This window comes from Streptococcus sp. 2021WUSS109 (assembly GCF_044427305.1).
Taxonomy (GTDB): domain Bacteria; phylum Bacillota; class Bacilli; order Lactobacillales; family Streptococcaceae; genus Streptococcus; species Streptococcus suis.
Map to the genome: position 1 here is coordinate 23820 of NZ_JAOTGF010000017.1, position 23126 is coordinate 46945.

Genomic DNA, 23126 nt, shown 5'->3' on the forward strand with positions numbered 1-23126 from the left:
GGAGACTGACGCAGTGTGACAACACACTAGGAAGTCTATCTTTTTCACGAAGTTTTTAGCACGGGTTCGAATGCTCTTCCCGAACTAGTTTCCTAACGCATTTCCTTTCTTTTACAAGGCAGTGCGAAGCTACCTTATCTAACTTTTTTGTAACAAGATATCAGGGTCGAACCACTGATATTGGATTTGCAACTTACCAAGTATAACACAATCTAACAATAATAGTTAATATTTACCTTTAAAAAGTCAATAATACGTTTTCATGAGGAGTCCATCATTTTTATAGTCATTTGAATTAACTTTGATACATCGTCACTTTCGGCTTGCCGTACTCTAGTACCAGCTCCTTGTCTGAAAGTTATACTCTTCGGAAATCAAAATCAGAGTTGTTGACTTGATTTGATGAACTTCAGTTCTATCTGCATCTGCGTCGCCTAGTCTGTTTTTGATTTTCATTGAGTATTAATTCATTCGACTATAAGAAAAGAGAAAACTAGTTATACATGCACAACTGGGTTTCTCTTGTATTTTTATTTATGATTATTCTTTTTCAATGCTTGCAAGAACCAGTCCAAACTTTTACTGATAATGACAACCATTACCAATGTCCAAAATGTTTTTACAAGCCCAATTTTAAAAGCCAAAGGAGTTACCACAAATACATCAAAAATGAGAATAACGGTGGAAATCTTCCATTTGAAATATTTATTACACAACAATGCAATAATATCACTTCCTGCCGTGGACCCGTTTCCATAAATGACTAGAGCCATTGATAAACCTGTCACCAATCCCGCCAAGAGAGCAGAGGGAATCAGGGGCAACCATTTTATTTGCAGAAAAGTCGTATAATGCATGGTTAAGGACATAGTAGCAACCGCTAAGAAAGTATAGAAAACCGTTAACTTACTCAAAAAGCGATAGGCTAATACAATCAAAATCCCATTCAAAACAAAACTGGACAGACTTGTTTCAATCCCTGTCGTATAAAACAAAAGTAGGGTAACACCAGTAATCCCACCTTCGCCAAATTCATGTGGAATGATGAGCATATTCAAAACAAGGGCATATAGGATTGCCCCAAAACATATCAATAAGCAGTCTCTCCATTTTATCTGCGTCATATTCTCTCCTCACAAACAGTCCACCTTAGTATATCAAAAAAAGCAGAAAGCGGATAGCCACTTTCTGTACTTTTTTCCTATTTTCCTAAGACAGCTGAAGCCAGAGCTTTCTGAATAGCAATGACACTCTTATCGCTCTTAAACTGAAGAATTTCAGCAGGTTCAACAGCCGATGAAATCCATATTTTCAGCTCGGCATCCAAATCAAAATGTCCTGATGTTTCTACTGTAAAACGTGAAATAGAGCGATAAGGAATAGACTTATAGGATACTTTCTTCCCAGTCATTCCTTGCTTATCGACCAAAATCAAACGATATTCCGTAAAAACAATCAAATCACGAACCAGACTAAATGCCATCTCAACCTGTTCATTATCCAGTAGAACATGCTCCAATTCCTGTTCAATCTTATCATTATCCATTTGCGAGGCATTACCTAGTAAACCTGAAAATAGTCCCATAATATGGCTCCTTTGATATTTTTCTATAGTATAACACAAAAAGCTACTAGTTGACTATCTTAGGCACTAGGTCTTTACCAAACATGAGAATTACTCGCTTACCTTTGCTTCCTTATCAACTTCTTTAGGTTGATTGTTCTCGATACTGCCACCTTCAACTGCTGGAAAATGTTCTGCAATCGCAGATGGGATCTTCTGATCATTTAGATTTAATTCTTCCTTCGGAATGTGATTTTCACTCACATCAATTGTTTTCAAAGTCTTATTTGGCTCTGTGATGGCAAGTGTTTCAATATCATTTTTTGAAGCATTCAGGTCTTCTAAGGCTTTGTAATCATTGACTCCTTCTAAATTCTTCAATTGATTATCTGCAACATTTAATCGAACAACCGATTCTTGTTTACCCTCTATTTCCAAAGTCTTAATTTGATTCCCCTCTACATCCAGATTTACTAATTTTTCATTTTCTTCTATCCCTTGTAATTCAGTAATCTTATTATTCTTAAGAGTAAGACTAGTTAAATTGGGATTGTTTTTTACAAACTGAAGATCTTTTACATTACTTTCATTAGCTGTCAGTTCTTCTAAATTCTCTGTTTTTAGAGTTGATATATCCAATTGAGGATTCTGTGATATATACAAACGGGTTAACTTCTTCTTGTTTTGAAGCGCAGATAAATCTGTGATACGATTATTATCTAAACTAACAGCTGTCAATTGTGACAAATCTGCTAATGGGGATAAATCCGTCACTTTATTATGATCTAAATTTAAAGATTCCAAAGCTTTTAATTTAGCTAGAATAGTGATATCTTCAATATCATTTCCTGCAGCAGAAACTACTTTTAAGTTTGGAAATTCTTCCAAAAAGCCCAAATCAGAAACACCATTTTGTGATAAGTCAATTCCCTCCAATGTTGGAATTTCTTTCAAAAACTGATAATCCTTAATGCCTGTGCTAGTCATCCATAATTGTTTCATTTTTTTAAATTGCAAGATAGGTTTTACATCATCAATTGGCGTAAAACCAATCCCTAACACTTCAACATTTGGCATCAAGTCCAGACCGGCTCTCTTTAGCGGATCTTTTCGCTGACCAATATTTAGATATTTTACCGTTTTTAACCACTCTCTCATCTTCTCGGAATCTGTTTCATTAGATGGGAAAGGAGTATCGGCCGTAGCATGCAAAATATCTTCAATAATCTCATCATCAAAACCTAATTGTTTTAAAGTAGCCATTCCAATTTTATCATGAGCATGTGGGTCACCGTGAGGGTCTTCGATTGGTTTTCCAACTTCAATTTTCTCAACCAAGATTGTATGAGAATGGTCACCATGAGGGTAAACGAAAGCAGGTCCTGCATCTGTTTCTATCACCTTGATTTTTTCTTTTGAAACATGCAGATTTTCGGCTAGGTAGCTCTTTTTAGCTTCTCGTTCTTCTTCTACACTTGAGTTAGGTTTCCCACCTTCTTGTGGTGACAACGGAATTTCTACATCAACTTGAGTGGAAGTTGACGAATGGTATTCTGCTCTAGCAGTCTCTAAATACTGAATAGGAATATAAGACTCCCACAGACTTCCTATCAAATGACTGTACGGAATTAAATGAGTATGCGTACCATGGCCAATGAGTAACCCTAACGCTGTTTGACCTTGGACTCCACTACCATCAAAAATGAAACCGTCGCTTGTTGGATAATCAATACCTGGGAAAGCTTTTTTTGAATTAGACTGAGTGGAAGTATGCCCTTTTTCTGTGGTAGACTTGAGTGGGACGAAATTATTTCTTGTGGTCGGAGTATGCAACGAATGATTATCAAGAACAGTAATCTGTCCCTTTTTTCCAATGGTCTCCCCAGTATTTCCTTGTCCATATTGCAAACTTGATTTCCAAATATAATGATAATGATCTCCATGACGTACCGTATAGCCATTCGCATCTTCAGCCACTATATCTTTCGGATCAAATACATAACCATCATCAAAAGTTTGTGATAGCTTCGCTTGCTTTGCGTTGGAATGTGAGCTGGATTGGCTATTCTCAATGTACTCTTTGGGTACCAGATAGGACCATTTGCTTTCTTTTAAATCCTTATAGAAAATAAAATGTGAATGACCATTATGTTCTAAGACCAGTCCCTCATCCGTTTTTGAAAGAATTTGACCTTCATTTTCAAAAAGAAATCCATCATCCGTAGGATAATCAACACCAGCTACCCCTTTTTTAGCTTGAGAAGTAGGTTTCTTTTGATTTTTGGTGAGTTTCTTAGCTTCAGAAATAGAAATTACATTAGCATCCTTATCCTTTGGATAGTAGAAGTACTGCTCATTTACTTTTATAATATAACCTTTCTCTAACTGATACTGAATATCTTCTTTATTCAATTTATAATCAGAATCTGGAAGGGTATCTTTTAAAAAGTGTGCCGCATACGGGATAGGACCGTCAAAAAAGTATGACTCTTCTCCATATAGACGCATATAGCCATTAGATTTAATTTCAGACACTACAATCGTATTTTCATCTACTTTCGAGATATTGCTACTTTGAACATCTTGATGATTTATTGCAGTATTCTCTGTTTTTTGGCAACCCGCCAAAAAAAGATGACAAGATAGGATAATGCCTGTCAAGGCAAATAAGGTTGTTTTCTTTTTCATTTTTGTCCTCCTAAGCTCATTAACCAGTTAACAATTAACTAGTATACATTTTATTATTGATTTTTGCAAGAAAAAACAACTGACAATGATTGTTCATGAATAAATTTTCCATTCCATGGCAAACGCATGAAAAAATTTGTTTTATAAACCATATTTTCACGACTGCTGTCAGTTTTTAGTAGAAAAAATGTAATATAATAAACTTGGAAATGGGGGTATCCTTGTTAAAGTGCAGGTTTCACAAAAACTTTTTAAAAAATGCATACAACAAGAAAATAGTTACATACCTTTTTCTTCATACAGATAGCGTGTTTCCATCCCTACGACCATTGACAAAGCAAACAAACTATAGTATATTAAAAATAGGGAAATAAAAGGAGAATATTATGGAAAACACAGCTACTCAAGCTTTCGAAGAACTCGTTGCGGAACAGAAAAAGAAACGTAATCGCGTCCTTAGAATTATTATCACACTCTTTACCACTATTATCGTATTTTTTGCCTGTCTTGCATTATTCAAATACAACAGTGGCAACATTAGCGGTACGTGGCGCAATTCCCAAGCTGAACAAGATATTGTCGAAACCAGTATCAAGGAATTGCAAAATCAACTTCCAGGTATCGATAAAACGTGGATTGATGCAACTTATACGATGACAGTTGTAGATAAGAAAGCTGTCTTTACCGCTACAACAAGCTTTGATATTCCTAAAATAGCAAAATTAACCTTGGATCAAGCTTACAAGGTAATGTTGGAGGAAGCACAAAAAGAAGCAAGTTCTCTAGGAATTTCCGTAGAAGAATACTTAACAACCGCTCTCGGAGCAGACTATGAAAAGCAATTGAAATCATTTCTACCTACACAAGCTGAGGCGGAAAAAGAATTTCATAAGTACCAAGACGAATATGCTAAAGAACTAGGCGCCACATACAATCAAGAAACTGGTACTATCTCTGCTACCTTTTTCGAGGGAGAAGTCGATCAGCTCTTCCATACCGTGACCATTACAAAAATTAATGACGCAGCAATCAAACAGCTGACTACATACGATATTTCCGTAAAAGATATTATTTCCTATTCTCGCAAGGGAAATACCACCATTATTAACGGAAATGAAGAATTTACTTTAGAAAAATAATAAAAAAAGCTGGGAAAGTCATCCCTGATGGTTCCGACCTCACCCACAGAATAATGAAAATAATATGAAGCCCTCACTAGGTGTATAATCTTAGTGAGGGCTTTGTGCTTGACAAGTTAATGATGTTAGTCATCGCCGGAAAAACTAACCCACTCTATTGACGAGCTCTAAAAAATATGCAATAGACATGAGCATAAGAACTAGCCAATAAAAACACAGATAGATTCAAGCTGATTTTGATGAAATACAGCCGAATTGTCTGTGCTTTTATTTTTGTCTCTACTATAGATAGGACAACATTGTGACGATATTTGAAAGAACTTGTACTAATACTCAATGAAAATCAAAAGTAGCCTAGGAAACGAAGCCGAAGATAGAACTGGAGTTCATCAAGGCAAGTTGACAACGGATAATTTTGATTTTCGTAGAGTATAACCTCCTGTTTGTTTCATCACTTACAGTGTAGTCCTTCTGACCTTTTTTTGCATATTGAATTTAACTAATGTCACTAATATAAATTACTTTCTCTTATATAACCTTTTACATACCTGATAAAGAATAGGTACAGCAATGATGGTCGTAATTGCAGTGCCATAGGTTCCTAAAATCCTACCCAAAGCAGCTAAAAATGATGCTGATGGCGTTAGTCCACCGACTAAACTACCCGTCAATGTGTACTTCAACAGGTTCAAGATAATTTTTGTGAGGGCTGCAACTATCCCAACCAACATAATATTTGATAGACTATCGTTTGCCTGTAGGAATTTCTCATAAAATAGGTGGAGGACAAAACAGACAATGAGTGATTCTAGAATGGTAATCCAAGCAACGGAAGCATATCCCGACAGTAAATCGAAGATGCCTAGACCGAGTGAGGCTGCCAGCGCCCCTTTGTTGGCACCAAAGATTAGTACTCCTACTACCACCAGAGCATTGCCTAGATGGACAAATTGACTCCCAAAAGGAATACGAATAAAGAAGACAACCACACAAATAAGGGCTGCAAATAGGCTAATTTCTGTTAATTGACGCAATTGATTCTGTTTCATAATTTCTCCTTTAATGTTTGAAATGCCTGCTGTAATGCTGCTAGAAAAGGTTCAAAGGAAATCCCAAATTTCAAGTCTCTATCCAAAGCGAGAGTACGCTCTAAACTCTTGTCGATAAAATCTAAAGCTAGAGGGATGGCTTGATGGAGATTGATTTGTTGGATGGTTGCTACAGCCAACAAGGTAGATAGAATGTCACCTGTTCCAAAGAAATTTGCTGGATATTTTTTAGACATATAGGTAGTTATTTCCCCTGTTTCCTGCTGAAAATAGGCTACACCTATTTGGCTATCATCAAAGGAAATTCCTGTCAGTACAATATCTGCAGACACCTGCTCTGCTAAAGCTTCCAGTAAGTCCTCAATAGCCGCCCTATCGTAGCAAGCTCCCAAATAATCCCTCCCTGTCAAAAAAGCTGCCTCTGTTACATTGGGGAGAATGAGCTTGGCCGACTGAATCAATGCTTTCATGGCTTCTACATAGGTAGGGGTAAAACCTGTATACAACTTCCCTCCATCCCCCATGACCGGATCAACAATCAATGGTGTCTCTGTTTGTTTAGCATACATAGCCAACTGACTTAGCTGCCGAGGATTTCTACAGTAGCCAGACAAAATGCCTGCCAACTCCAAATTCAAGTTCTTCCACTGTTCAAAATAGGCTTGATTCAAGTCAGTCATATCTTCAGTGACAACATCTGGGAAACCGCCTGTGTGTGAGGATAAAAGAACTGTAGGTAAAAGCATTGTTTCTACCTGACAAGCTGCTGCAATTGGTATACTAGTGGCTAGGGCAACCTTGCCCACACCAGGCAAATCATTTGCAAGCAATAATCGTTGCATCAAATCTTCCTCCTAAATTATTTTTCATAAACAAAATTGTAAATGATTATCATACATTTTTCAACATTACATATTCACAACTGTATGGGGACAGATAGCCGAAACCTTATAATATCGGGCTCAAATTACTGCATAAGAAAAACAGTAACAACTCTTTGCTACTGTCATCCTTTTCAATGTATTGTTGTCAAAATCTGCTTAATTTTTCTCCAGAAAGGCAATCAAGGTCTGGGCAGAACGTTCTCCTGCTTGAATAATAAATTCATCAAAGGTGATATTGGCATCTCCCTGAGCTGTGTCACTCATGGCACGGATAACCAAGAATGGCTTACCTGTATTGACAGCTGCTTGAGCGATAGCTGCTCCTTCCATCTCTACGGCAAGGACTTCTGGAAAATGAGTTTTGATTGTAGCGATTCTCTCCTGACCTGCGATAAAACTGTCACCTGTCACAATCAGACCCACATGGCTAATCATTTCCTGCTCTGCTAAAACGGTTCTTAGCTGTTCTAACAAGACTTGGTCTGCCGGATAATACAATTCCTGCCCGGCCATTTGCCCGTAAGCATAGCCGAAAGCCGTCACATCCACATCGTGGTAAGCCAATTGATTTGCTACAACCACATCACCGATGGCAATACCTTCGGCAACAGCTCCTGCCGAGCCAGTATTAACAATGACATCAACTGAAAAACGATCTGCCAAAACAGCCACGGACATAGCTGACATAACCTTACCGATACCAGACTGAACAAGAACGACTTCATGTTGACCGATTCGTCCCTGATAGTAAGTTCGACCCAAGACATCGATTTCAGTTGCATCTTGTAGATGCTCGACCAAAATCTTTAATTCCTGAGGCATGGCTGCGATAATTCCAAATTTCATCTCTTCTCCTAAATAAATAATACTGCAATGATAAACATTATCAGTAAGATGATGACCCAAAAAAGGATTTTGTTTACCTTACTGCGGAAAGCTTCTCGCTTGATGGTTTCGATACGGCGACTTTTTACTACAGTAGGTTTGACCGGGATTCGGATCGTTTGTCCCTCTTCATATCCCTGATAATCTTCTTCTAGATATGGATCGAATAGAGCATCATCCATTGATATATCCTGGTTTGGACGATAGTGTCCAAACTGGCTAGATTGGTCGGAATACTGTTTCTTTTTCACTTTCTCTAAAATTTCATCCGTCAACAAGGGCTTGCCCATTGCTAGTTTCCTACTTTCTCATGAGTTGTAAATATTGGATAGCCATGATGGTCTTTGCATCACAAATATCGCCAGTAGTCACCAAGTTCAAAGCCTCTTCCAAGGTTACCTCATGTAATTCGATAACCTCATCTTCATCCATTGGACGAGGATTTTCAACCTTGATAAGGTTATCTGCTAAATAAAGGCGAATTCGTTCATTACAGAAACCGATGGCTGAATAGAAATCTGCCAACAAGGTCAGTTTGTCACTAGTATAGCCTGTTTCTTCTTCTAATTCACGCAAAGCAGCATCTTCAAGCGTATCTTCTTCGCCCAGCTCCAATTTCCCCGCCGGAATTTCATAAATAGTACGTTCAATAGCCTTGCGGTATTGTTTGACTAAAATCATTTTACCTTCTGGAGTGACGGCTAAAACGCAAACTGCTCCCTTGTGGAAAATGAGTTCGCGCTTACCAGTTCCACCATTTGGCAGGGCAACATCATCTACTACTACATCAAAAATGTGCCCTTTAAAAATTTCTGTCCGCTCAATGGTTTTTTCTTCAAAATTCATACGATTACCTATTTTTGACTTGGATGGAACGGAAAACGAGTCGCATAGCCTTCTTTGTTTTCTTGACGACCACGACCAATACCGATGGCATCCTCTGGAATATCTTTTGTAATAACAGAACCTGCAGCCAACAAGGCATTGTCCCCAATAGTTACTGGGGCAATAATCGTAGAATTAGAACCAACAAAAGCATTATCTCCAACGGTTGTTTTAAATTTATTTTTACCGTCGTAATTGACAGTGATGGTGCCAGCACCAACGTTAACATTATTGCCAATCGTTGCATTTCCTAGGTAGGTCAAATGACCAGACTTCGTTCCTTGACCAAGTGTAGAAGCCTTGATTTCCACAAAGTTTCCAACGTGAACATCTTTTTTCAAGAGACTGCCTGGACGAATATGGGCGTATGGTCCTACCGTCACACCTTCTTCAATGACAGATTCTTCAATGTCTGAGTTGCTGATAACGACATCTGCTGCAACTTTCGCATCGCGTACACGAGTACCATTAGTTAAGACAGTGCGTTCACCAATCACCGTTTGACCTTTCAAGACAACATTAGCTTCGATAACAGCTTCTGCGCCAATCTCAACATCAATATCAATATAGGTAGCATCTGGGTTGATAAATGTCACACCATTGACCATGTGTTTTTCATTGATTCGTTTGCGCATCACAGCTTCTGCAGTCGCAAGAGCGACGCGGTCATTGACACCCAAACTTTCATCAAAATCACGCAATACATAGGCACCAACCTTTTCGCCTGCCTGACGGAAAATCGAAATAACATCTGTCAGATAGTACTCACCTTGGGCATTGTCCGTATTAATATCTTTAAGCGCTTCAAAAAGACGTTTATTATCAAACAAGTAGGTTCCTGTATTGATTTCTTTCACTTGTTTTTCAAAATCGTTGGCATCTTTTTGCTCAACAATTTTTTGCACTTCCCCATCAGCATTGCGAATAATCCGACCATATCCGAATGGGTTATCAGCCTGAGCTGTCAAGATAGTCGCAACATTCTTGTGGCTGACATGGAAGTTAATGAGGTTTTTCAAGCTTTCTCCTGTAATCAGCGGTGTATCCCCTGCGATAACAAGGGTCTGACCTTCCAAACCTGCAAGAGCTGGCTCAGCCATCATAACGGCGTGGCCTGTCCCCAACTGTTCAGATTGAAGGGCAAACTCTGACTGCCCTTCGAGAACTGCTTGGACCAATTCTGCCTTGTGACCGACAATCGTTACTGTTTTAGCAGGTTCCATAGCATCTACAGCCCGTTTGACATGCTCCAACATGGTAATTCCTGCCACTTTGTGTAAGACCTTTGGCAAGTCAGACTTCATGCGAGTTCCCTTACCCGCCGCTAGGATAATTGCATAGTTATTGCTCATAGTTTTCTCTCTTTTCAATGATATACTCCTATTATAGCAAATTTTGATGTTTTTGGAAAATAGCAGTATTATAGGGAATTTTCGTAAATAAAAAGAAACTGGAATGAAGCCAGTTTCTCAAAAATTTCTAGTATTAGAAAACAAACTACAGGTTGATTGCATCCAATAGAATTGTCTATTTAGGATAAACCAATTTAAATTCTTCACAGACGACCAGCATGTCTTCTGAGAAGGACAGGCCTGCTTCTGCCAGCCAGATAGTGAAAAGCTCTTCATGGACCTGCCGCCAATGAATCAGACTTTTCTCTTTTATGATAGACAAGTCACCTCCCTGACGGAACTCGCCCTCCTTATAGGCATGTTCTTCCGTCACTTGGGAAAAGGGCGTCACATAGACCTTGGTGGTCTGGATAATGCACACAGCCTTACCTTGTCCGTCCAGAATGATATCATAGCCACCAGCTCTTGGAATTTCTTCTCCCTCTACTTCATAGAGGGCATGGGCAGAGCTGGTTGAAGTTTTGATGCCTCTAGCCACCAAATCAGCCAGTCGATCAGCTTCCGCCCCAAAGGCCCAGGCCTCCGGCTCAGAACCAGCTTGGGGATTGATGGCAAGAAATTCTTGCCAGAGTTGTGTAGGTGTCATAGGGGGTCCTTTCTAGACTGCCATTCCTCTCTTGTCAGCAGATTCACTCGTTCGCTACGGATCTCATCAATGAGTGGGAAATGCACATCTTCCAAGAGGTATTGGTAAACAAAGCCCAGTTTTTCTTGGACACGTAATGATTTGCTATTTTCTACAAAAGCACGACACCAGACTTTCTCTAAATTCAATTGAGAAAAGCCGTAATCCAGTAAAACTTGACTAGCCTCTGGCATGAGGCCTTGTCCCCAAAATCCCTGTCCAAGCCAGTAGCCTAGCTCAGCTTCTGAGTCAGGCAAATCAAGACCACCTTGTTTACCAAGCATGAGCCCGATACTGCCAATCACCTGTCCCGTTTCTTTGAGAACAAGGGCGTAGGTTTCGGGTTGGCTAAGGACTGTCTTGATAATTTCTCGACTTTCTTCCACGCTCTGATGAACAGGCCAACCCGCTGCGGGACCAACTTCAAGATGACTGGCCTGAGAAAATAAGTCAGCTGTGTCTGTCTCACTCCAAGGGCGGAGCAAGAGACGATTGGTTTCAAGAATCATAATCTTCCTTTCTACTTCAAACTCCAGCCGCCATCAATGGTGATAATCTGGCCTTGCATGGAAGCGAGTTTACCAGTAGCCAGCATGAAGGTCAGCTCTGCTATTTCGCTGGGCTGGGTCCAGCGTCCGATAGGGGTCTGGTCTGCCACCCAGTCCGCCAGGCCACCAGGCTCAAAGTCCTTCTGGGTCATGCCTGTCTGAACGGCACCAGGGGCGATGCCGAAGATTTGGACCTTGTCCTTGGCATAGTCCAGTGCCAACTGCTTGGTAAAACCTGCCAAAGCGTGCTTGGAGGCAGTATAGGCTGAGCCTCCTCCACCTGCTAGACTGGAGGCAATGGAGCACATATTGATAATGATGCCCGACTGTCTGTCCACCATTTGCTGCAGATAGGGGCGAGTCAGTCTAGTCACGGAGAAAAAATTAACCGCAAAGATATGTGCCAATTCATCCTCCTCAATATCGAGGTGGGGACGGTAATCATCTAGAATGCCTGCGGTATTACAGAGGACATCAACTGTCTGGCACCACGAAAAGACTGGGGATAAATCACCAGTTAGGTCTAGTTGTAGAAAGTGGAAATCGCCTGACAAATCAGGCTTGTTGGACTGGTCAATGCCGTAGACACGCCAGCCATTTTCCAAAAAAATCCGTGCCTGCTCAAGGCCAATGCCGCTAGAAACGCCTGTGATGAGGACTGCTTTAGTCATGGACTTCTACCCAGTCGGTCGCAAGGACATCACATGGGGTCGGGCTCCACATGGAGAAGCCTTCGCCCTCACCTGTCACGTTGATGAGGAAATAGGGGGTCGCCTCCAGCTTTTGCCCGTGAACCTCAATGGTGTCAAAGAGCTGGACGTAGTTCACCGCTCCGCCCCAGCCTGTGCGAACGTACTTTTTCTTGGCCTTCAAGCCTGGTAAAATCTCTTCAAATGTCATGGTTTACTCCTTTGTGAATTCATCTTTTTGGCAAATAAATAGAAAATGGTTGCTGGCCCCAAGTAAATGGGGATCCTTGCAGTGAGCAAAATGCCAGTCCAGATAGGTCTGGTAGGTCCTCTGATCCATGGCATTGATCTGGGGAGCCAGCATTTCAGTAAATCCGTCGGCGGCAAGGATAGAAAGAATAGACAGACCTGCTTGTTCCAGCATTTCTCGGCACTCCTTCAGAGTAAAGAACACAAAAGACCTATTCTTGACGCGTCCTTTCTCTGCCTGAAAACCGCTGTCCGGAGCTGTTAGATAGTGGGGATTGCGGGCAGTTTCTGTCATCGGTATCATGTCATGATTGATAAAGGCGATGAACAGCTTGCCTCCTGGTGCCATGAGTCGCTTGGCTTGTCGGAGAGTCTCCTCACGGTCTGCTGTTTGCGATAGGTGGTAGAGCGGTCCGAACAGGAGGACTAGGTCGAAATAGCCAGCGGGAAACCCTTCCAGTTCCAAGGAGCTTTTCTGCTGGGCTTCTAGATTGGTTAGCAGGCTAGCAGCAATCTTTTCTGTCAATCTTTGGTAGTTTCGAGAAGCTGGCTCTAGTGCGACTACTTCCTTCGCAATCTTTGCAAGAGGAAATGAATAGACTCCCGTCCCTGCTCCGATGTCCAATATCTTAGACTGGTCCGTCACATACTTTTCCAACTCACGAAAGGTAGTCAAAAATTCAACCTGTCCAGCTTGACTGACCAACCGCTCATCCTCGTTAAAAACAGAATACAAGGCTTCATTGCGTTGCAAATCATCTTCGATGCGAAGAATTTCCTCAAACTCCATATAGGCACCCCTTGTTTTTCTTTATTATACCAAAATATGTTTTCTATTTCTCCTTTCTCACCAACAAAACTGCAGTTCCAATCCAAAAGGCCATAGCTGGAAGAATGACCAACATCAGATTGAGCCAAACTGGAACGGTCATGACCATATTTACCACACCGCCAACAATCATGAGGAGATAGGTCGGTAAAAAGACATAGCGAACCAACTTTTCCTTTTGGAAAAATAGCAGAGCGAGACCGAGCAAGGTGAGTGGCACTAGAAGCCCCCAGCCAGTCAAGACTAAGTCAGGTTCCTTGGGGATTGCCCAGAGACGAAGTCCGCAAATCACGAGAAAAAGAAGGGGGATGCAGAGAAAGCTTGCCCATATCTTGATTTTGCTGGTCTGGTAAATCAGACTGCGAATGATGAGGAAAACCCCTGCGGGGAGGAGGAGGCTAAGTAGCGCGTCGCAGATCAAGCCCAGCCAGTTGAGGGAGATGGCGCCTGTCCCTGCAAAATCCATCAACCATTGGCTACCAAGGTAAATGATGAGCATGAGGCCACTCAGGTTTGCGACTTCCACGAAACCAATTGGAGGGAGATAGCTGAGTAGGTCGTCCGCCATCTGCTTGCTGTCTTTGCCTAGAAAATCCTCCGCCGAAAGCCCGTCTTTTTGGGCTTCAAGAACATCTTGGTAAATGGATAAGAGCTGGGTAGCCACTGCTTCTTCCTGCCTGTGAAAGACAGAGGCAATCATCATGTAGCCATTGATACGGCCCATATACTCCTTGTTTTCCTTGGTCAGCTGGTTTTCAATCACTTCAATCTGCTTGCGGTATTCCATTTGTTTGCTCATCTTATTCTCCTTTCAATCGCTGAACCTTTTGGACCAATTCCGTCCACTGGCTCCAAAAATCTTCTAGATAAGCCTTCCCCTGGTCTGTCAGATAAAAATACTTCCTGTCGGGTCCATCTGGCGAGGGCTTATTCTTACTAAAAATCAGGCTATTTTTTTCTAACTTCTGAAGGAGGGGATAGACTGTCCCTCCGACCATGTTTTCAAAGCCCTGATTTCTCAACTCCTGAACCAACTCATAACCATAAATCTCCTTCTGACTGATAATTTGTAAGACACAGCCATCTAGGACCCCCTTGAGCATCTGGGTTTCTTTCATAAGTCCTCCTCTTCCTCTACAAAAAATCCAAACAGCAAGCCTGATGCTAACATGATGCCTAAGATCAAAATAGAATCCAAGGCCCAGCCTGTTATAATGGCCGTCACAAGCGTGATACCTGCTAGTTTCCAATTTTCCCGACTTTTCTTATCCAGTTTCATACTGCCTCTCCATCTAGTTTGTAATACCGACTAGTCTGATAAAAATAAAAGTGATTTTCTTTGTCTTCTATCACTAGTTTGTTTTACCTATTAGCCTTGTATCTATAGTATAACACAAGGTAGCTAGTATGTAAAACAAAATAGTAAAAAAAATTAAAAACTTGGGTTGCCCCAAGTTTAGGAAATAATCTGTTTGTAAGATCGTGTTGTGATGGCGTAGACCACTAGGTAGAGGAGGAGATAGCCACCACAGATGCCTGCTGTCACCTGCAACATAAGCCCTGCATTAACCACGCCGATAGACAAAAGAATGGACGATAGCATCTTGTAGGCAAAGGCAAGATGGACAAAGGCAAGTAGGATAGGTAAGAAAAAGACGGTCAGCAATTGCTTGCGAATGGACTGTCTCGTCTGATCCTCATCCAGACCAACCTTAGTCATAATGACGAAGCGATCTCTGTCTTCATAGCCTTCTGAAATCTGTTTGAAGTAAATCACCAGCACCACCGCCATCAAAAAGATGAGCGAAAGTAAGAGGCCGATGAAGAAAAGTGAACCTGCAAAACTGAAGAAACTACGCATCGCATAGGCACGGTAGGCGAGACTGATGGCGTTCGTTCCATTCGGTAATATATTGGACTCCCAAAGCTCACTTTCAAAGGTACCGGATAAGAAGACCTCCTGGCTATTTACCTGTTCTTCTTCTGATAGACTACTTTCAAAGCCCATATAATAGCGATTTTCGGCTAGATTTTCAAATATTGTCAAATCTTGAACAACAATGACTAAATACTTACTAAAATTAAAAGTCACATGGTCAGGCAGATGTCCCAAGGTCACATTCTTGGGCAAGACTTGGGCAACTTTCATCTCCTTTTCATCAAAGGTGAGGGTTTGACCAGCTTGATACTGGACTCCCTTACTATAAATGGCCACTTGGTCAGCTGCCAACTCCAGTTTTTGACTAGTCATTTTTTCATATGTAGCTTTATCCAAAATATAGCCTACACCTACTTGATTAGAAAAATCCATCCATGACTCTTTTTCTGTCAAAAATTTTACTTGCTGATTTGTCACCTCAGAAAAATAGGCTTGCTGATAAGGATAGACCACCTTACTTTCAACAGGAATATCTGTCTCTTCTAAGATAGCTTCCGCCCACTCCTCCCACTTCTCCGTTTGAGCTTTTGAAGTGGTTGGTTGCATTCCAAAATCAATAGAATAATCATTTGGATTTTGATTGGCGATATAATCTTTACCACCGATGTAAATATTGAGTCCTCCAACCATGGTCACCAAAAACATGCTAGAGAGGATAGTAATGGTCGCAAGGCCCAGAGCATTTTTCCGCATACGGAAAATCAAGTTGGATACAGAAATGAAATTATCTGGCTTATAATAATAGGTCTGACGGTTCTTTAGCCAGTTTAATAGACTGATAACACCTGCGTGGAAGAGCAGGTAGGTCCCAAGGATAACCAGAAGAGTCGCTCCAAAGAAACTTGGAATAGCCTGCATCGGACTGGTCACTAGTTGGGCAATGGTATAGCCTGCCCCCAATAAGATAAGAGCTAAGAGGGTCTGTAGCCAGAGTAAGCCTGATTTCTTATCCCCACGCTTCTTACCTTGAACCAGTTTGAGTGAGTCGGTCAAGCCCAGTTTTCCAATATTAAAGAGGCTGACCAAGGCAAAAATCCCAAAGAGATAGATAAGTACAGTGACTAGACTTTTCAACTGGAAGGTTGAAGCTAGAACCACAGGCATCTGCATGGCTTTCAGCAAGAGGGCATAGAAGAGTTTATCTAGAGCCAATCCCAAGAGCAAGCCAGATAGAATGGTACCGACTGAAAAGACCAGATTTTCTAGAAAAGTCATCAAGAAGAGATGTTTTTTCTCCAGACCAAGAATGCTATAGACACCAAACTCTTTTGACCGCTGCTTCATAACAAAACTATTGGCATAGAAGACCATGATGGCAACGGCCAGCATAACCACAATCATACCAAAGCCCAGCACTTGAATCACCCCGTTGGCCCCCTTGACCTGACCTAAATCAGGATGAAAGGCAAGCGAGGCAAAAATATAGGCAATGGCTGTGGACAAAATGGTCATCAGGGCATAGGGAAAATAGAGTCTACGGTTCTTTTTGAGATTGGTCAGAGCCAATCGAACGGTTAGTCCAAACATACTACTCACCTCGATTCGCCATAAGTGTCAAGGTATCTGAAATCAACTGATACATTTCCTGACTGGTTCTCTCACCTCGGTAGATTTGATTGTAGAGGATGCCATCCTTGATGAAGAGAACCCGTTTGGCACGACTAGCTGCTACTGTCGAGTGGGTTACCATCAAAATGGTTTGCCCTTCTTGGTTGATTTTTTCAAAAATATCGAGAAGAGTTGCCGTTGATTTGGAGTCGAGGGCTCCAGTCGGCTCATCTGCCAAAAGAATTTCAGGTCGTGTGATAATCGCACGCGCCACCGCAACCCGCTGCTGCTGACCACCCGAAATCTCGTAGGGCATCTTGTCTTGCAAGGTCGCAATTCCCAGGCTATTGAGCGTATGAATGAGTCGCTTGTTCATCTCATCAATCGGATAGCGAGACAAAACCAGAGGCAAGAGCACATTGTCCTTGACAGAGAGGGTATCCAAGAGATTGAAATCTTGGAAGACAAAGCCCAATTTCTCCCGACGAAAGGCTGCCGCTTCCTTGCTCTTGATAGATTGGGTATCCAATCCATTAAGCAAGACCTTGCCCTGCGTTGGCTTATCAAGGGTTGCCAAAATATTGAGCAAGGTGGATTTTCCAGAACCTGATTCTCCCATGATGGCGACATATTCACCCTTTTCCACTGTAAAATGAATATCCTTCAAAGCCTCAACCTGTCCCGCCTTAAAGAGAGAACTGTATATCTTTTGAACGTGTTGAACATCTAAAACTGACATAACTTGACTCCTTTTCTTTTTCTACCCTCATTCTACACGGTCCCAAGACAAACTACCATAGTCTTAGCTTTCATTTACGTGACAGTTTTGTAAGATTAATCAAAAATCAACTCCACTTCTTTGATACCGATTCGCACCTCTGTTCCCCGACCCACTTTTGATTTTAGCTTTAGGGAATAGCCCAGCTCCGCAGCAATTTTCCGTGAGAGGTAGAGCCCCAGACCCGAAGATTGCTGGGTTCTGCGACCATTGAAACCTGAGAACCCACGCTCAAAGACCCGTTCCAAGTCACTCTCAGCAATCCCAATTCCCGTATCACGAATGACCAACTCATCCCCATCTAGAAAAATCGAGATGCTTCCTCCCTGACAATACTTGAGGGCATTGGATAAAATTTGCTCTATCAACAGGCCCAGCCAGCGTTTGTCTGTCTTTACGATCCTATCCAGCTGTCCCAAGTCCAAGCTGGTATTGACCTGAATGAAAAAGAGGGAATACTTTCTTACTAGATTTCTGACCAGTTCATCCAAATTGACTGATTCGATAACCAAATCATCATGAAAGGACTGTAAACGGAGATAGTTCAAGACCAAGCCTGTGTATTGCTCAATCTTGAAGAGTTCTGATTCCAGTTGGTGACGGACTGGACTACTATCTACTTCCTTGACCAAGAGCTGACTGGCTGCAATCGGCGTTTTCATCTGGTGGGCCCAGAGGGTGTAGTAGTCATCTAATTCTGTCTGTTCCTGTCGCTGTTTTTCTAGGATTTGCTTGTTCTGGACTTCTAGTCGCTCCACTTTTTCCTGCAACAAACGCTCACTAGCTGTCCCAGTAGCCACTTTCTGACCACGCCAGATTTTTCCAAAACGAGAAAATTCCCTGACAAAATCCCAGAGGAGGGCAAGAAGCCAGCAGATAGTGAGCAGGGTGAGGGCGTAGAAAACCAAGTTTCTTTGGATGTCAAAGAGGCTACTATAAGCCAGAATAGCCACAGCAAAAACGGCGTAGGCTATCAGAAAAATCAAGCGATGACCAAGCCATGAGGTCAAAAATCCTGGTATTAATGAGCCAAAATCATCCTTATTCATGTGTCCACACCAGGCCGTAGCCTACTCCTTTCTTGGTCGCAATCACATCTGGCAGACCAAGTTCTGCCAATTTCTTACGCAGGCGAGCAATGTTAACCGACAAAGTATTGTCATCTACATAAATATCACTGTTCCAGAGTTCTCTCATCAGCTCCTCACGACTGACCACTTCCTTGCCATGTTCAAATAAAACGCGTAAAATCTGAAATTCATTTCGCGTCAACTCTTCCACAACCTGTCCATAGGACACCTGCATGGTCTTTAGGTCTAGGGAAATCTCCTCAAACCAGAGTAAACTTTGTTCTCCGACAAAATCATAGGTTCTTCTGAGAAGCCCCTGTATTTTGGCCAGGAGAACCGTCATTTCAAAGGGCTTGGTCACATAGTCATCCGCCCCCATATTGATCGCCATAACAATATCCATTGGCTGGTCATGGGAAGACAGAAACATAATGGGCACACGGGAGGTCTTGCGAATTTCCTGACACCAGTAATAGCCATTGAAAAAAGGCAGGCCAATATCCAGTAAAATCAAATGGGGCTGAAACTCTTCCATCTGTTCCAAAACCATCTGAAAATCCTTGACCTCTTGCACCTGGTAACCCCAGTTTATCAAGTTTTTAGCAACTAGTTGGCTAATCGTTTTATCGTCCTCGATAAGAAGAATTTTCTGCATAACTATCTCCTTTCATATCCCTACTATTTATTATAGCTTACATTGGAACAAATTTGAGTATTTTTATACATTTACACAAGAAGTTGACTAAAAAACCAGGTCATCAGTGGTGCAGATTTGTCAGACCAATCATATTTCGTTATACTAGATAAAAAAGGAAAGGACTGCTATGCCGAATTTATTAACCTATATTGAAGAAACTCAATACGATAATTTTTATGATAAACCTATCAATAAGCTGGATATTCTGGCTCTGACCGAACTTTCCTACCTCCCTTTTGATAATCTGGTCCCCTACTCTTTTACAGAAAATGGTGTACGACTTGATCGGTTGGCAGCGGCCTTTGAAGAGACCTACAAAAATAATTTCCCTCCCTTTTCTATGGTGACCAAAAACCGCCTAGTCTTACTTGGACTTCTAGCCAAATCCAAACGCTTCAAATCTATCAAGGCATTTGGCTTCGTTGACGATTATCAGTTGGAACAGGAAAAGCAGTTTTCAGCAATCAGCTATCGCATTGACCGAAAAACAATTGTGACTTGCTTCAGAGGAACAGACGACACCATTATCGGTTGGAAGGAAGATTTCCACATGACCTATATGGATGAAATTCCTGCCCAACGTGCAGCGAGTGGCTACTTAGAAAAACTTATGATGCAGCAGATGGGCCATTTTTATCTGGCAGGTCATTCGAAAGGCGGAAATTTAGCCCTCTATGCAGCATGCCAGCAAGCTACAGACCAACAGGATAGAATCCTAGCTATCTATCCCTTTGATTCACCTGGATTACACAAAAAACACTTGGAAGCACCTAGTTACCAAGCTATTCACCAACGGATTTTCCCTGTCATTCCCCAGAATTCAATTGTCGGTATGATGTTAGAAACACCAGAAAATGCTCAAATCGTTCAGAGTAATACCCTCGGCATTCTACAACATATCAGTTTTTCTTGGGAGGTTGACGGAAGCGACTTCAAACTAGCCCCTGCCCTGACCAGCGATAGCCTACAAACCGACCAAGCCTTAAAAACTTGGACGGCTAGTTTAACAGACGATGAATTACGAGACTTCTTCGATTTGTTTTTCGGCATCTTCATCAAAGCAGGAATTGAACGTTTTAGCGACATCACGGTAAATCCCCTACAGAAATTACAAGAAATTGATCGACTGAGAAAAGAAATAGCTCCAGAAGAAGCCGAAATGGTGGACAAACTCATTCGTCTCCTCTTTGATACCCGTTATCAAATCTGGAGGGACAATATTAGCACCTCCATTCCAAGCACTGAAATCTCTCTACCAGATTGGCGGAAATTGTTTCAAAGAAATACAACTGAAAATAAAGAAAACTAGCTCAACCACTGAGCTAGTTTTCTTTATCGAATCTTCTTAAAAATTGGGATAGTTTTTCTAATCCTTTGATTAGAGTTTCTTGTTCACAGGCAAAACCTAGACGGACATAGCCGTCACGTTCAAATCGATTACCAGGAACTAGAAGAACACCGTATTCCTGCAGAAGTTGCAAGCAAAAATCTTCCATGGGCATATCCACTGCAATCTTGACAAAGCTGGTCGAAACAACCGCTGGACGGATATAGGAAACGAGGGGTTCATTCTCAATCCATTGGTCCAAAATTGCTAGATTTTCTTCTAAAATACGCCGATTTCGTTCTAGAATTTCTTGATCATGGGCCAAAGCTAATTGAGCCACCAGATCGTCAAAGACACCTGCACAAATCATAGTGTAATCCCGATAATCTCTCAATATATCTGTCACTTCAAGATTGGCAGCCACCCAACCAATGCGAATACCTGGCAGGGAATAGGTCTTGGATAAGCTATTTACAGCAATTCCTTTATCATAGACTTCTATAATAGATGGCACATCCAGCTCAGAAAAGGAACGATAGACTTCATCCGAGAGTATGTAAGCCCCAACTTCACCAGCAATTTCCGCCAATTCTTCCAAATAAGTCCTATCCATGACAGCACCAGTTGGATTATTGGCATTGTTGATGCAAATCATCTTAGTATTAGGACGAATGAGCTGACGTAGTTTTTCCAAGTCTGGCAACCAGCCATTTTCCTCCTCAATCTGCCACAAATCTACTTCTGCTCCCAAGGACTTTGGAATATCGTAGAGTTGTTGGTAGGTCGGATAAAGGGAAATGACATGGTCTCCTGGTTCAATCAAACTATAAAGAACTAACAAGTTGGCCCCTGTTGCCCCGTTGGTCTGGAGAATTTGTTCTGGCTTGACGCCTGTATAGAGTTGACTAACCGATTTTTTAAATGCTGGGGAACCTTCTATCCAGCCATAGTTGAGCTTGGTGCCCTGCAATTTCTTATAAAAATCCTCAGGATTGGTGCCCGACAAGGCAAACAATTCCTCCAAAGTCAATGAAGAAATGGACACCCCAGCTATATCATAAATCGCGCTATTTTCATGGACATTCAGCCATTCCTCAACGCCAAAACGTGGTAATTTCATAAGACTTCCTACTTTTATTTATTCTGCTCTTATTGTACCATATTACTTAAAATTACGTATAAATATACAAACATTCCCAAGTAAAGTACTTTTCTGTAAGAAATCGTTTGTCGCTAATCAAGTTAATTTTTTGAGAGAATACTGATTGTATCATCATTTAGTTTCTATTTTACTACTTCGACGAGTGAAAAACTCCAGTGGATTGTTTGAACACGCCTTGACTGATTGAAACAGTTAGGGAGTCGTTTTAATCCGCCGCCTCACAATAGTCAGGCTTAGAAGTCTATTTTGGGTTCACCAATACCAATAGCAGATGCCACAAAGAACTTTCACTTCATCCCCGACGTACCAAAAAGGAATATATGATTGCCACACTCTCATATTCTACTCAATAAACATCAAAAGTAGCCTTAAAAACAAAATTAAAGATAGAACCAGGGTTCATCAATGCAAGTTGACAACGGATAATCTGTACCGCCCAATAATGGAGTATATTGAAAAAAAGTCCCAAAATTACGATTTAATTCTGGAACTTTTCCTACCTAACAAATAATCTTTAATCCATTTCAGTTGACTGAATCATTAGATCTTTAGTATTAGCACGACTTGCTGATACAAAAAGGATTTACAGTGTTCTACATCTTTTGTTTTAATTTCGAGAAAATCAGATTTTTTTGATTCTTAACATAAACCAAAACACTAATCATTGCGATACCAACTACTGCGAAAAAAGTCTGTAAGCTCCCTTTATTTTCTCCGGTTTGAGGAAGTCTCTTAGGTTTTGGAACATCATCTGTATTTGTACCATTAATTACCTTATTTTTAGCAGTGTACTCCCGAGATTCCCCTAAGTCAGATGTAGAAACCAAGTCTAATGAACCAGCAGCAACCTCTCGAACATCATCTATCGTCTGGGCTCCAATACTAATCACATTAGTTTTTCCTGTTACACCGGCAACTTGCTCAGACTCTTGACCAACTGGAAGAGTAGGGTCGTCTTGATAAAGGGTATCAAAAGGGATTTCTTTCTCCGTGATAACAGCTTCGGCAAGGTCTGCACTCTGAGCAGCTGCCAACTTCGTACCAACTCTAACAATGCGATCTACTTTGGCAGTGGTAACGACCTCTGTCGTCTGGTCTCCAATACTAATCACATTGATTTTTCCTGTTACACCGGCAACTTGCTCAGACTCTTGACCAA

The 23126-nt window shown here is 41.3% G+C and carries 25 protein-coding genes; 2 read left to right on the forward strand and 23 right to left on the reverse strand.

Annotation, left to right across the window (positions count from 1 at the left end):
* Window positions 1-530 precede the first annotated feature (530 nt).
* The 3 genes from ODU37_RS07640 to ODU37_RS07650 form a co-directional block, all read right to left on the reverse strand.
* A complete protein-coding gene (locus ODU37_RS07640) occupies window positions 531-1124 on the reverse strand; it encodes a YitT family protein (protein ID WP_002936201.1) in 594 nt (197 codons plus the stop codon).
* Window positions 1125-1201: 77 nt separating this feature from the next.
* Window positions 1202-1585 carry a PH domain-containing protein gene (locus ODU37_RS07645; protein WP_002936200.1) on the reverse strand — a complete coding sequence of 128 codons (384 nt, stop codon included), beginning with the start codon at window positions 1583-1585 and terminating at the stop codon, window positions 1202-1204.
* A 90-nt stretch (window positions 1586-1675) separates the two neighbouring features.
* Window positions 1676-4252: a pneumococcal-type histidine triad protein gene (locus ODU37_RS07650; protein ID WP_249562179.1), complete on the reverse strand. Its 2577-nt coding sequence runs from the start codon at window positions 4250-4252 to the stop codon at window positions 1676-1678.
* Window positions 4253-4638: 386 nt separating this feature from the next.
* On the opposite strand from ODU37_RS07650, the gene ODU37_RS07655 reads away from it, so the two are divergent.
* Window positions 4639-5391, forward strand: a complete 753-nt coding sequence (locus ODU37_RS07655; RefSeq protein WP_029751660.1) for a hypothetical protein — start codon at window positions 4639-4641, stop codon at window positions 5389-5391.
* 518 nt (window positions 5392-5909) lie between these two features.
* Here ODU37_RS07655 and ODU37_RS07660 read toward each other — a convergent pair.
* The 18 genes from ODU37_RS07660 to ODU37_RS07745 form a co-directional block, all read right to left on the reverse strand.
* On the reverse strand, window positions 5910-6440 hold the full coding sequence (locus ODU37_RS07660) for an ECF transporter S component (protein WP_024399926.1): 531 nt from the start codon (window positions 6438-6440) through the stop codon (window positions 5910-5912).
* Window positions 6437-7282, reverse strand: a complete 846-nt coding sequence (locus tag ODU37_RS07665) for a pyridoxamine kinase (protein WP_105153638.1) — start codon at window positions 7280-7282, stop codon at window positions 6437-6439. Before ODU37_RS07665 ends, ODU37_RS07660 begins: the two co-directional genes overlap by 4 nt.
* 198 nt (window positions 7283-7480) lie before the next feature.
* On the reverse strand, window positions 7481-8170 hold the full coding sequence (locus tag ODU37_RS07670) for a 5'-methylthioadenosine/adenosylhomocysteine nucleosidase (protein WP_015647163.1): 690 nt from the start codon (window positions 8168-8170) through the stop codon (window positions 7481-7483).
* 8 nt (window positions 8171-8178) lie between these two features.
* Window positions 8179-8499 (reverse strand): cell wall synthase accessory phosphoprotein MacP, encoded by a 321-nt coding sequence (gene macP / locus ODU37_RS07675; RefSeq protein ID WP_002936700.1) that lies wholly within the window; start codon window positions 8497-8499, stop codon window positions 8179-8181.
* 10 nt (window positions 8500-8509) lie between these two features.
* The gene (locus ODU37_RS07680; protein WP_105121634.1) at window positions 8510-9055 is read right to left on the reverse strand and encodes an NUDIX hydrolase; all 546 of its coding nucleotides are present in this window, start codon (window positions 9053-9055) and stop codon (window positions 8510-8512) included.
* A gap of 8 nt (window positions 9056-9063) precedes the next feature.
* On the reverse strand, window positions 9064-10446 hold the full coding sequence (gene glmU, locus ODU37_RS07685; RefSeq protein WP_398580450.1) for a bifunctional UDP-N-acetylglucosamine diphosphorylase/glucosamine-1-phosphate N-acetyltransferase GlmU: 1383 nt from the start codon (window positions 10444-10446) through the stop codon (window positions 9064-9066).
* 175 nt (window positions 10447-10621) lie between these two features.
* On the reverse strand, window positions 10622-11092 hold the full coding sequence (locus ODU37_RS07690; protein ID WP_249562177.1) for an ASCH domain-containing protein: 471 nt from the start codon (window positions 11090-11092) through the stop codon (window positions 10622-10624).
* Window positions 11089-11640: a GNAT family N-acetyltransferase gene (locus tag ODU37_RS07695; protein ID WP_249562176.1), complete on the reverse strand. Its 552-nt coding sequence runs from the start codon at window positions 11638-11640 to the stop codon at window positions 11089-11091. Before ODU37_RS07695 ends, ODU37_RS07690 begins: the two co-directional genes overlap by 4 nt.
* Before the next feature lie 11 nt (window positions 11641-11651).
* A complete protein-coding gene (locus tag ODU37_RS07700; RefSeq protein WP_249562175.1) occupies window positions 11652-12350 on the reverse strand; it encodes a 3-oxoacyl-ACP reductase in 699 nt (232 codons plus the stop codon).
* Window positions 12343-12579 carry a DUF2829 domain-containing protein gene (locus ODU37_RS07705; protein ID WP_148115820.1) on the reverse strand — a complete coding sequence of 79 codons (237 nt, stop codon included), beginning with the start codon at window positions 12577-12579 and terminating at the stop codon, window positions 12343-12345. Before ODU37_RS07705 ends, ODU37_RS07700 begins: the two co-directional genes overlap by 8 nt.
* 3 nt (window positions 12580-12582) lie before the next feature.
* Entirely contained in the window at window positions 12583-13407 is an 825-nt protein-coding gene (locus tag ODU37_RS07710) for a bifunctional 2-polyprenyl-6-hydroxyphenol methylase/3-demethylubiquinol 3-O-methyltransferase UbiG (protein WP_148115821.1), read from the reverse strand.
* Window positions 13408-13450: 43 nt separating this feature from the next.
* Window positions 13451-14245 (reverse strand): hypothetical protein, encoded by a 795-nt coding sequence (locus tag ODU37_RS07715; RefSeq protein ID WP_249562174.1) that lies wholly within the window; start codon window positions 14243-14245, stop codon window positions 13451-13453.
* Between the two features lies 1 nt (window position 14246).
* On the reverse strand, window positions 14247-14564 hold the full coding sequence (locus tag ODU37_RS07720; RefSeq protein WP_105148144.1) for a PadR family transcriptional regulator: 318 nt from the start codon (window positions 14562-14564) through the stop codon (window positions 14247-14249).
* The gene (locus ODU37_RS07725) at window positions 14561-14725 is read right to left on the reverse strand and encodes a hypothetical protein (RefSeq protein WP_105209698.1); all 165 of its coding nucleotides are present in this window, start codon (window positions 14723-14725) and stop codon (window positions 14561-14563) included. The genes ODU37_RS07720 and ODU37_RS07725 overlap by 4 nt, the downstream gene beginning before the upstream one ends.
* A gap of 177 nt (window positions 14726-14902) precedes the next feature.
* Complete coding sequence (locus ODU37_RS07730) at window positions 14903-16912, reverse strand: ABC transporter permease (protein WP_172115157.1); 2010 nt, start codon at window positions 16910-16912, stop codon at window positions 14903-14905.
* A gap of 1 nt (window position 16913) precedes the next feature.
* Window positions 16914-17672 carry an ABC transporter ATP-binding protein gene (locus ODU37_RS07735; protein ID WP_105105153.1) on the reverse strand — a complete coding sequence of 253 codons (759 nt, stop codon included), beginning with the start codon at window positions 17670-17672 and terminating at the stop codon, window positions 16914-16916.
* Window positions 17673-17767: 95 nt separating this feature from the next.
* Window positions 17768-18760 (reverse strand): HAMP domain-containing sensor histidine kinase, encoded by a 993-nt coding sequence (locus tag ODU37_RS07740; RefSeq protein WP_105105154.1) that lies wholly within the window; start codon window positions 18758-18760, stop codon window positions 17768-17770.
* A complete protein-coding gene (locus tag ODU37_RS07745; RefSeq protein ID WP_024400006.1) occupies window positions 18753-19436 on the reverse strand; it encodes a response regulator transcription factor in 684 nt (227 codons plus the stop codon). Before ODU37_RS07745 ends, ODU37_RS07740 begins: the two co-directional genes overlap by 8 nt.
* A 169-nt stretch (window positions 19437-19605) precedes the next feature.
* Here ODU37_RS07745 and ODU37_RS07750 point away from each other — a divergent pair, with 169 nt between their 5' ends.
* Window positions 19606-20787, forward strand: coding sequence for a DUF2974 domain-containing protein (locus ODU37_RS07750; RefSeq protein ID WP_249562173.1), 1182 nt, complete (start codon window positions 19606-19608; stop codon window positions 20785-20787).
* 13 nt (window positions 20788-20800) lie between these two features.
* Here ODU37_RS07750 and ODU37_RS07755 read toward each other — a convergent pair whose 3' ends face one another.
* Together ODU37_RS07755 and ODU37_RS07760 are read right to left on the reverse strand one after the other, a co-directional pair.
* Window positions 20801-21925 carry an aminotransferase gene (locus ODU37_RS07755; protein ID WP_044758692.1) on the reverse strand — a complete coding sequence of 375 codons (1125 nt, stop codon included), beginning with the start codon at window positions 21923-21925 and terminating at the stop codon, window positions 20801-20803.
* Window positions 21926-22560: 635 nt separating this feature from the next.
* Window positions 22561-23126 (reverse strand): G5 domain-containing protein (locus ODU37_RS07760; RefSeq protein WP_398580451.1); only part of this gene is annotated, 566 nt, incomplete at its 5' end.

What these genes read in the sequence shown, in the direction of transcription:
- ODU37_RS07640 (WP_002936201.1), bottom strand. Translation starts at nt 1,124, where the DNA reads ATGACGCAGATAAAATGGAGAGACTGCTTATTGATATGTTTTGGGGCA.
- ODU37_RS07645 (WP_002936200.1), bottom strand. Translation starts at nt 1,585, where the DNA reads ATGGGACTATTTTCAGGTTTACTAGGTAATGCCTCGCAAATGGATAAT.
- ODU37_RS07650 (WP_249562179.1), bottom strand. Translation starts at nt 4,252, where the DNA reads ATGAAAAAGAAAACAACCTTATTTGCCTTGACAGGCATTATCCTATCT.
- ODU37_RS07655 (WP_029751660.1), top strand. Translation starts at nt 4,639, where the DNA reads ATGGAAAACACAGCTACTCAAGCTTTCGAAGAACTCGTTGCGGAACAG.
- ODU37_RS07660 (WP_024399926.1), bottom strand. Translation starts at nt 6,440, where the DNA reads ATGAAACAGAATCAATTGCGTCAATTAACAGAAATTAGCCTATTTGCA.
- ODU37_RS07665 (WP_105153638.1), bottom strand. Translation starts at nt 7,282, where the DNA reads ATGCAACGATTATTGCTTGCAAATGATTTGCCTGGTGTGGGCAAGGTT.
- ODU37_RS07670 (WP_015647163.1), bottom strand. Translation starts at nt 8,170, where the DNA reads ATGAAATTTGGAATTATCGCAGCCATGCCTCAGGAATTAAAGATTTTG.
- macP (WP_002936700.1), bottom strand. Translation starts at nt 8,499, where the DNA reads ATGGGCAAGCCCTTGTTGACGGATGAAATTTTAGAGAAAGTGAAAAAG.
- ODU37_RS07680 (WP_105121634.1), bottom strand. Translation starts at nt 9,055, where the DNA reads ATGAATTTTGAAGAAAAAACCATTGAGCGGACAGAAATTTTTAAAGGG.
- glmU (WP_398580450.1), bottom strand. Translation starts at nt 10,446, where the DNA reads ATGAGCAATAACTATGCAATTATCCTAGCGGCGGGTAAGGGAACTCGC.
- ODU37_RS07690 (WP_249562177.1), bottom strand. Translation starts at nt 11,092, where the DNA reads ATGACACCTACACAACTCTGGCAAGAATTTCTTGCCATCAATCCCCAA.
- ODU37_RS07695 (WP_249562176.1), bottom strand. Translation starts at nt 11,640, where the DNA reads ATGATTCTTGAAACCAATCGTCTCTTGCTCCGCCCTTGGAGTGAGACA.
- ODU37_RS07700 (WP_249562175.1), bottom strand. Translation starts at nt 12,350, where the DNA reads ATGACTAAAGCAGTCCTCATCACAGGCGTTTCTAGCGGCATTGGCCTT.
- ODU37_RS07705 (WP_148115820.1), bottom strand. Translation starts at nt 12,579, where the DNA reads ATGACATTTGAAGAGATTTTACCAGGCTTGAAGGCCAAGAAAAAGTAC.
- ODU37_RS07710 (WP_148115821.1), bottom strand. Translation starts at nt 13,407, where the DNA reads ATGGAGTTTGAGGAAATTCTTCGCATCGAAGATGATTTGCAACGCAAT.
- ODU37_RS07715 (WP_249562174.1), bottom strand. Translation starts at nt 14,245, where the DNA reads ATGAGCAAACAAATGGAATACCGCAAGCAGATTGAAGTGATTGAAAAC.
- ODU37_RS07720 (WP_105148144.1), bottom strand. Translation starts at nt 14,564, where the DNA reads ATGAAAGAAACCCAGATGCTCAAGGGGGTCCTAGATGGCTGTGTCTTA.
- ODU37_RS07725 (WP_105209698.1), bottom strand. Translation starts at nt 14,725, where the DNA reads ATGAAACTGGATAAGAAAAGTCGGGAAAATTGGAAACTAGCAGGTATC.
- ODU37_RS07730 (WP_172115157.1), bottom strand. Translation starts at nt 16,912, where the DNA reads ATGTTTGGACTAACCGTTCGATTGGCTCTGACCAATCTCAAAAAGAAC.
- ODU37_RS07735 (WP_105105153.1), bottom strand. Translation starts at nt 17,672, where the DNA reads ATGTCAGTTTTAGATGTTCAACACGTTCAAAAGATATACAGTTCTCTC.
- ODU37_RS07740 (WP_105105154.1), bottom strand. Translation starts at nt 18,760, where the DNA reads ATGAATAAGGATGATTTTGGCTCATTAATACCAGGATTTTTGACCTCA.
- ODU37_RS07745 (WP_024400006.1), bottom strand. Translation starts at nt 19,436, where the DNA reads ATGCAGAAAATTCTTCTTATCGAGGACGATAAAACGATTAGCCAACTA.
- ODU37_RS07750 (WP_249562173.1), top strand. Translation starts at nt 19,606, where the DNA reads ATGCCGAATTTATTAACCTATATTGAAGAAACTCAATACGATAATTTT.
- ODU37_RS07755 (WP_044758692.1), bottom strand. Translation starts at nt 21,925, where the DNA reads ATGAAATTACCACGTTTTGGCGTTGAGGAATGGCTGAATGTCCATGAA.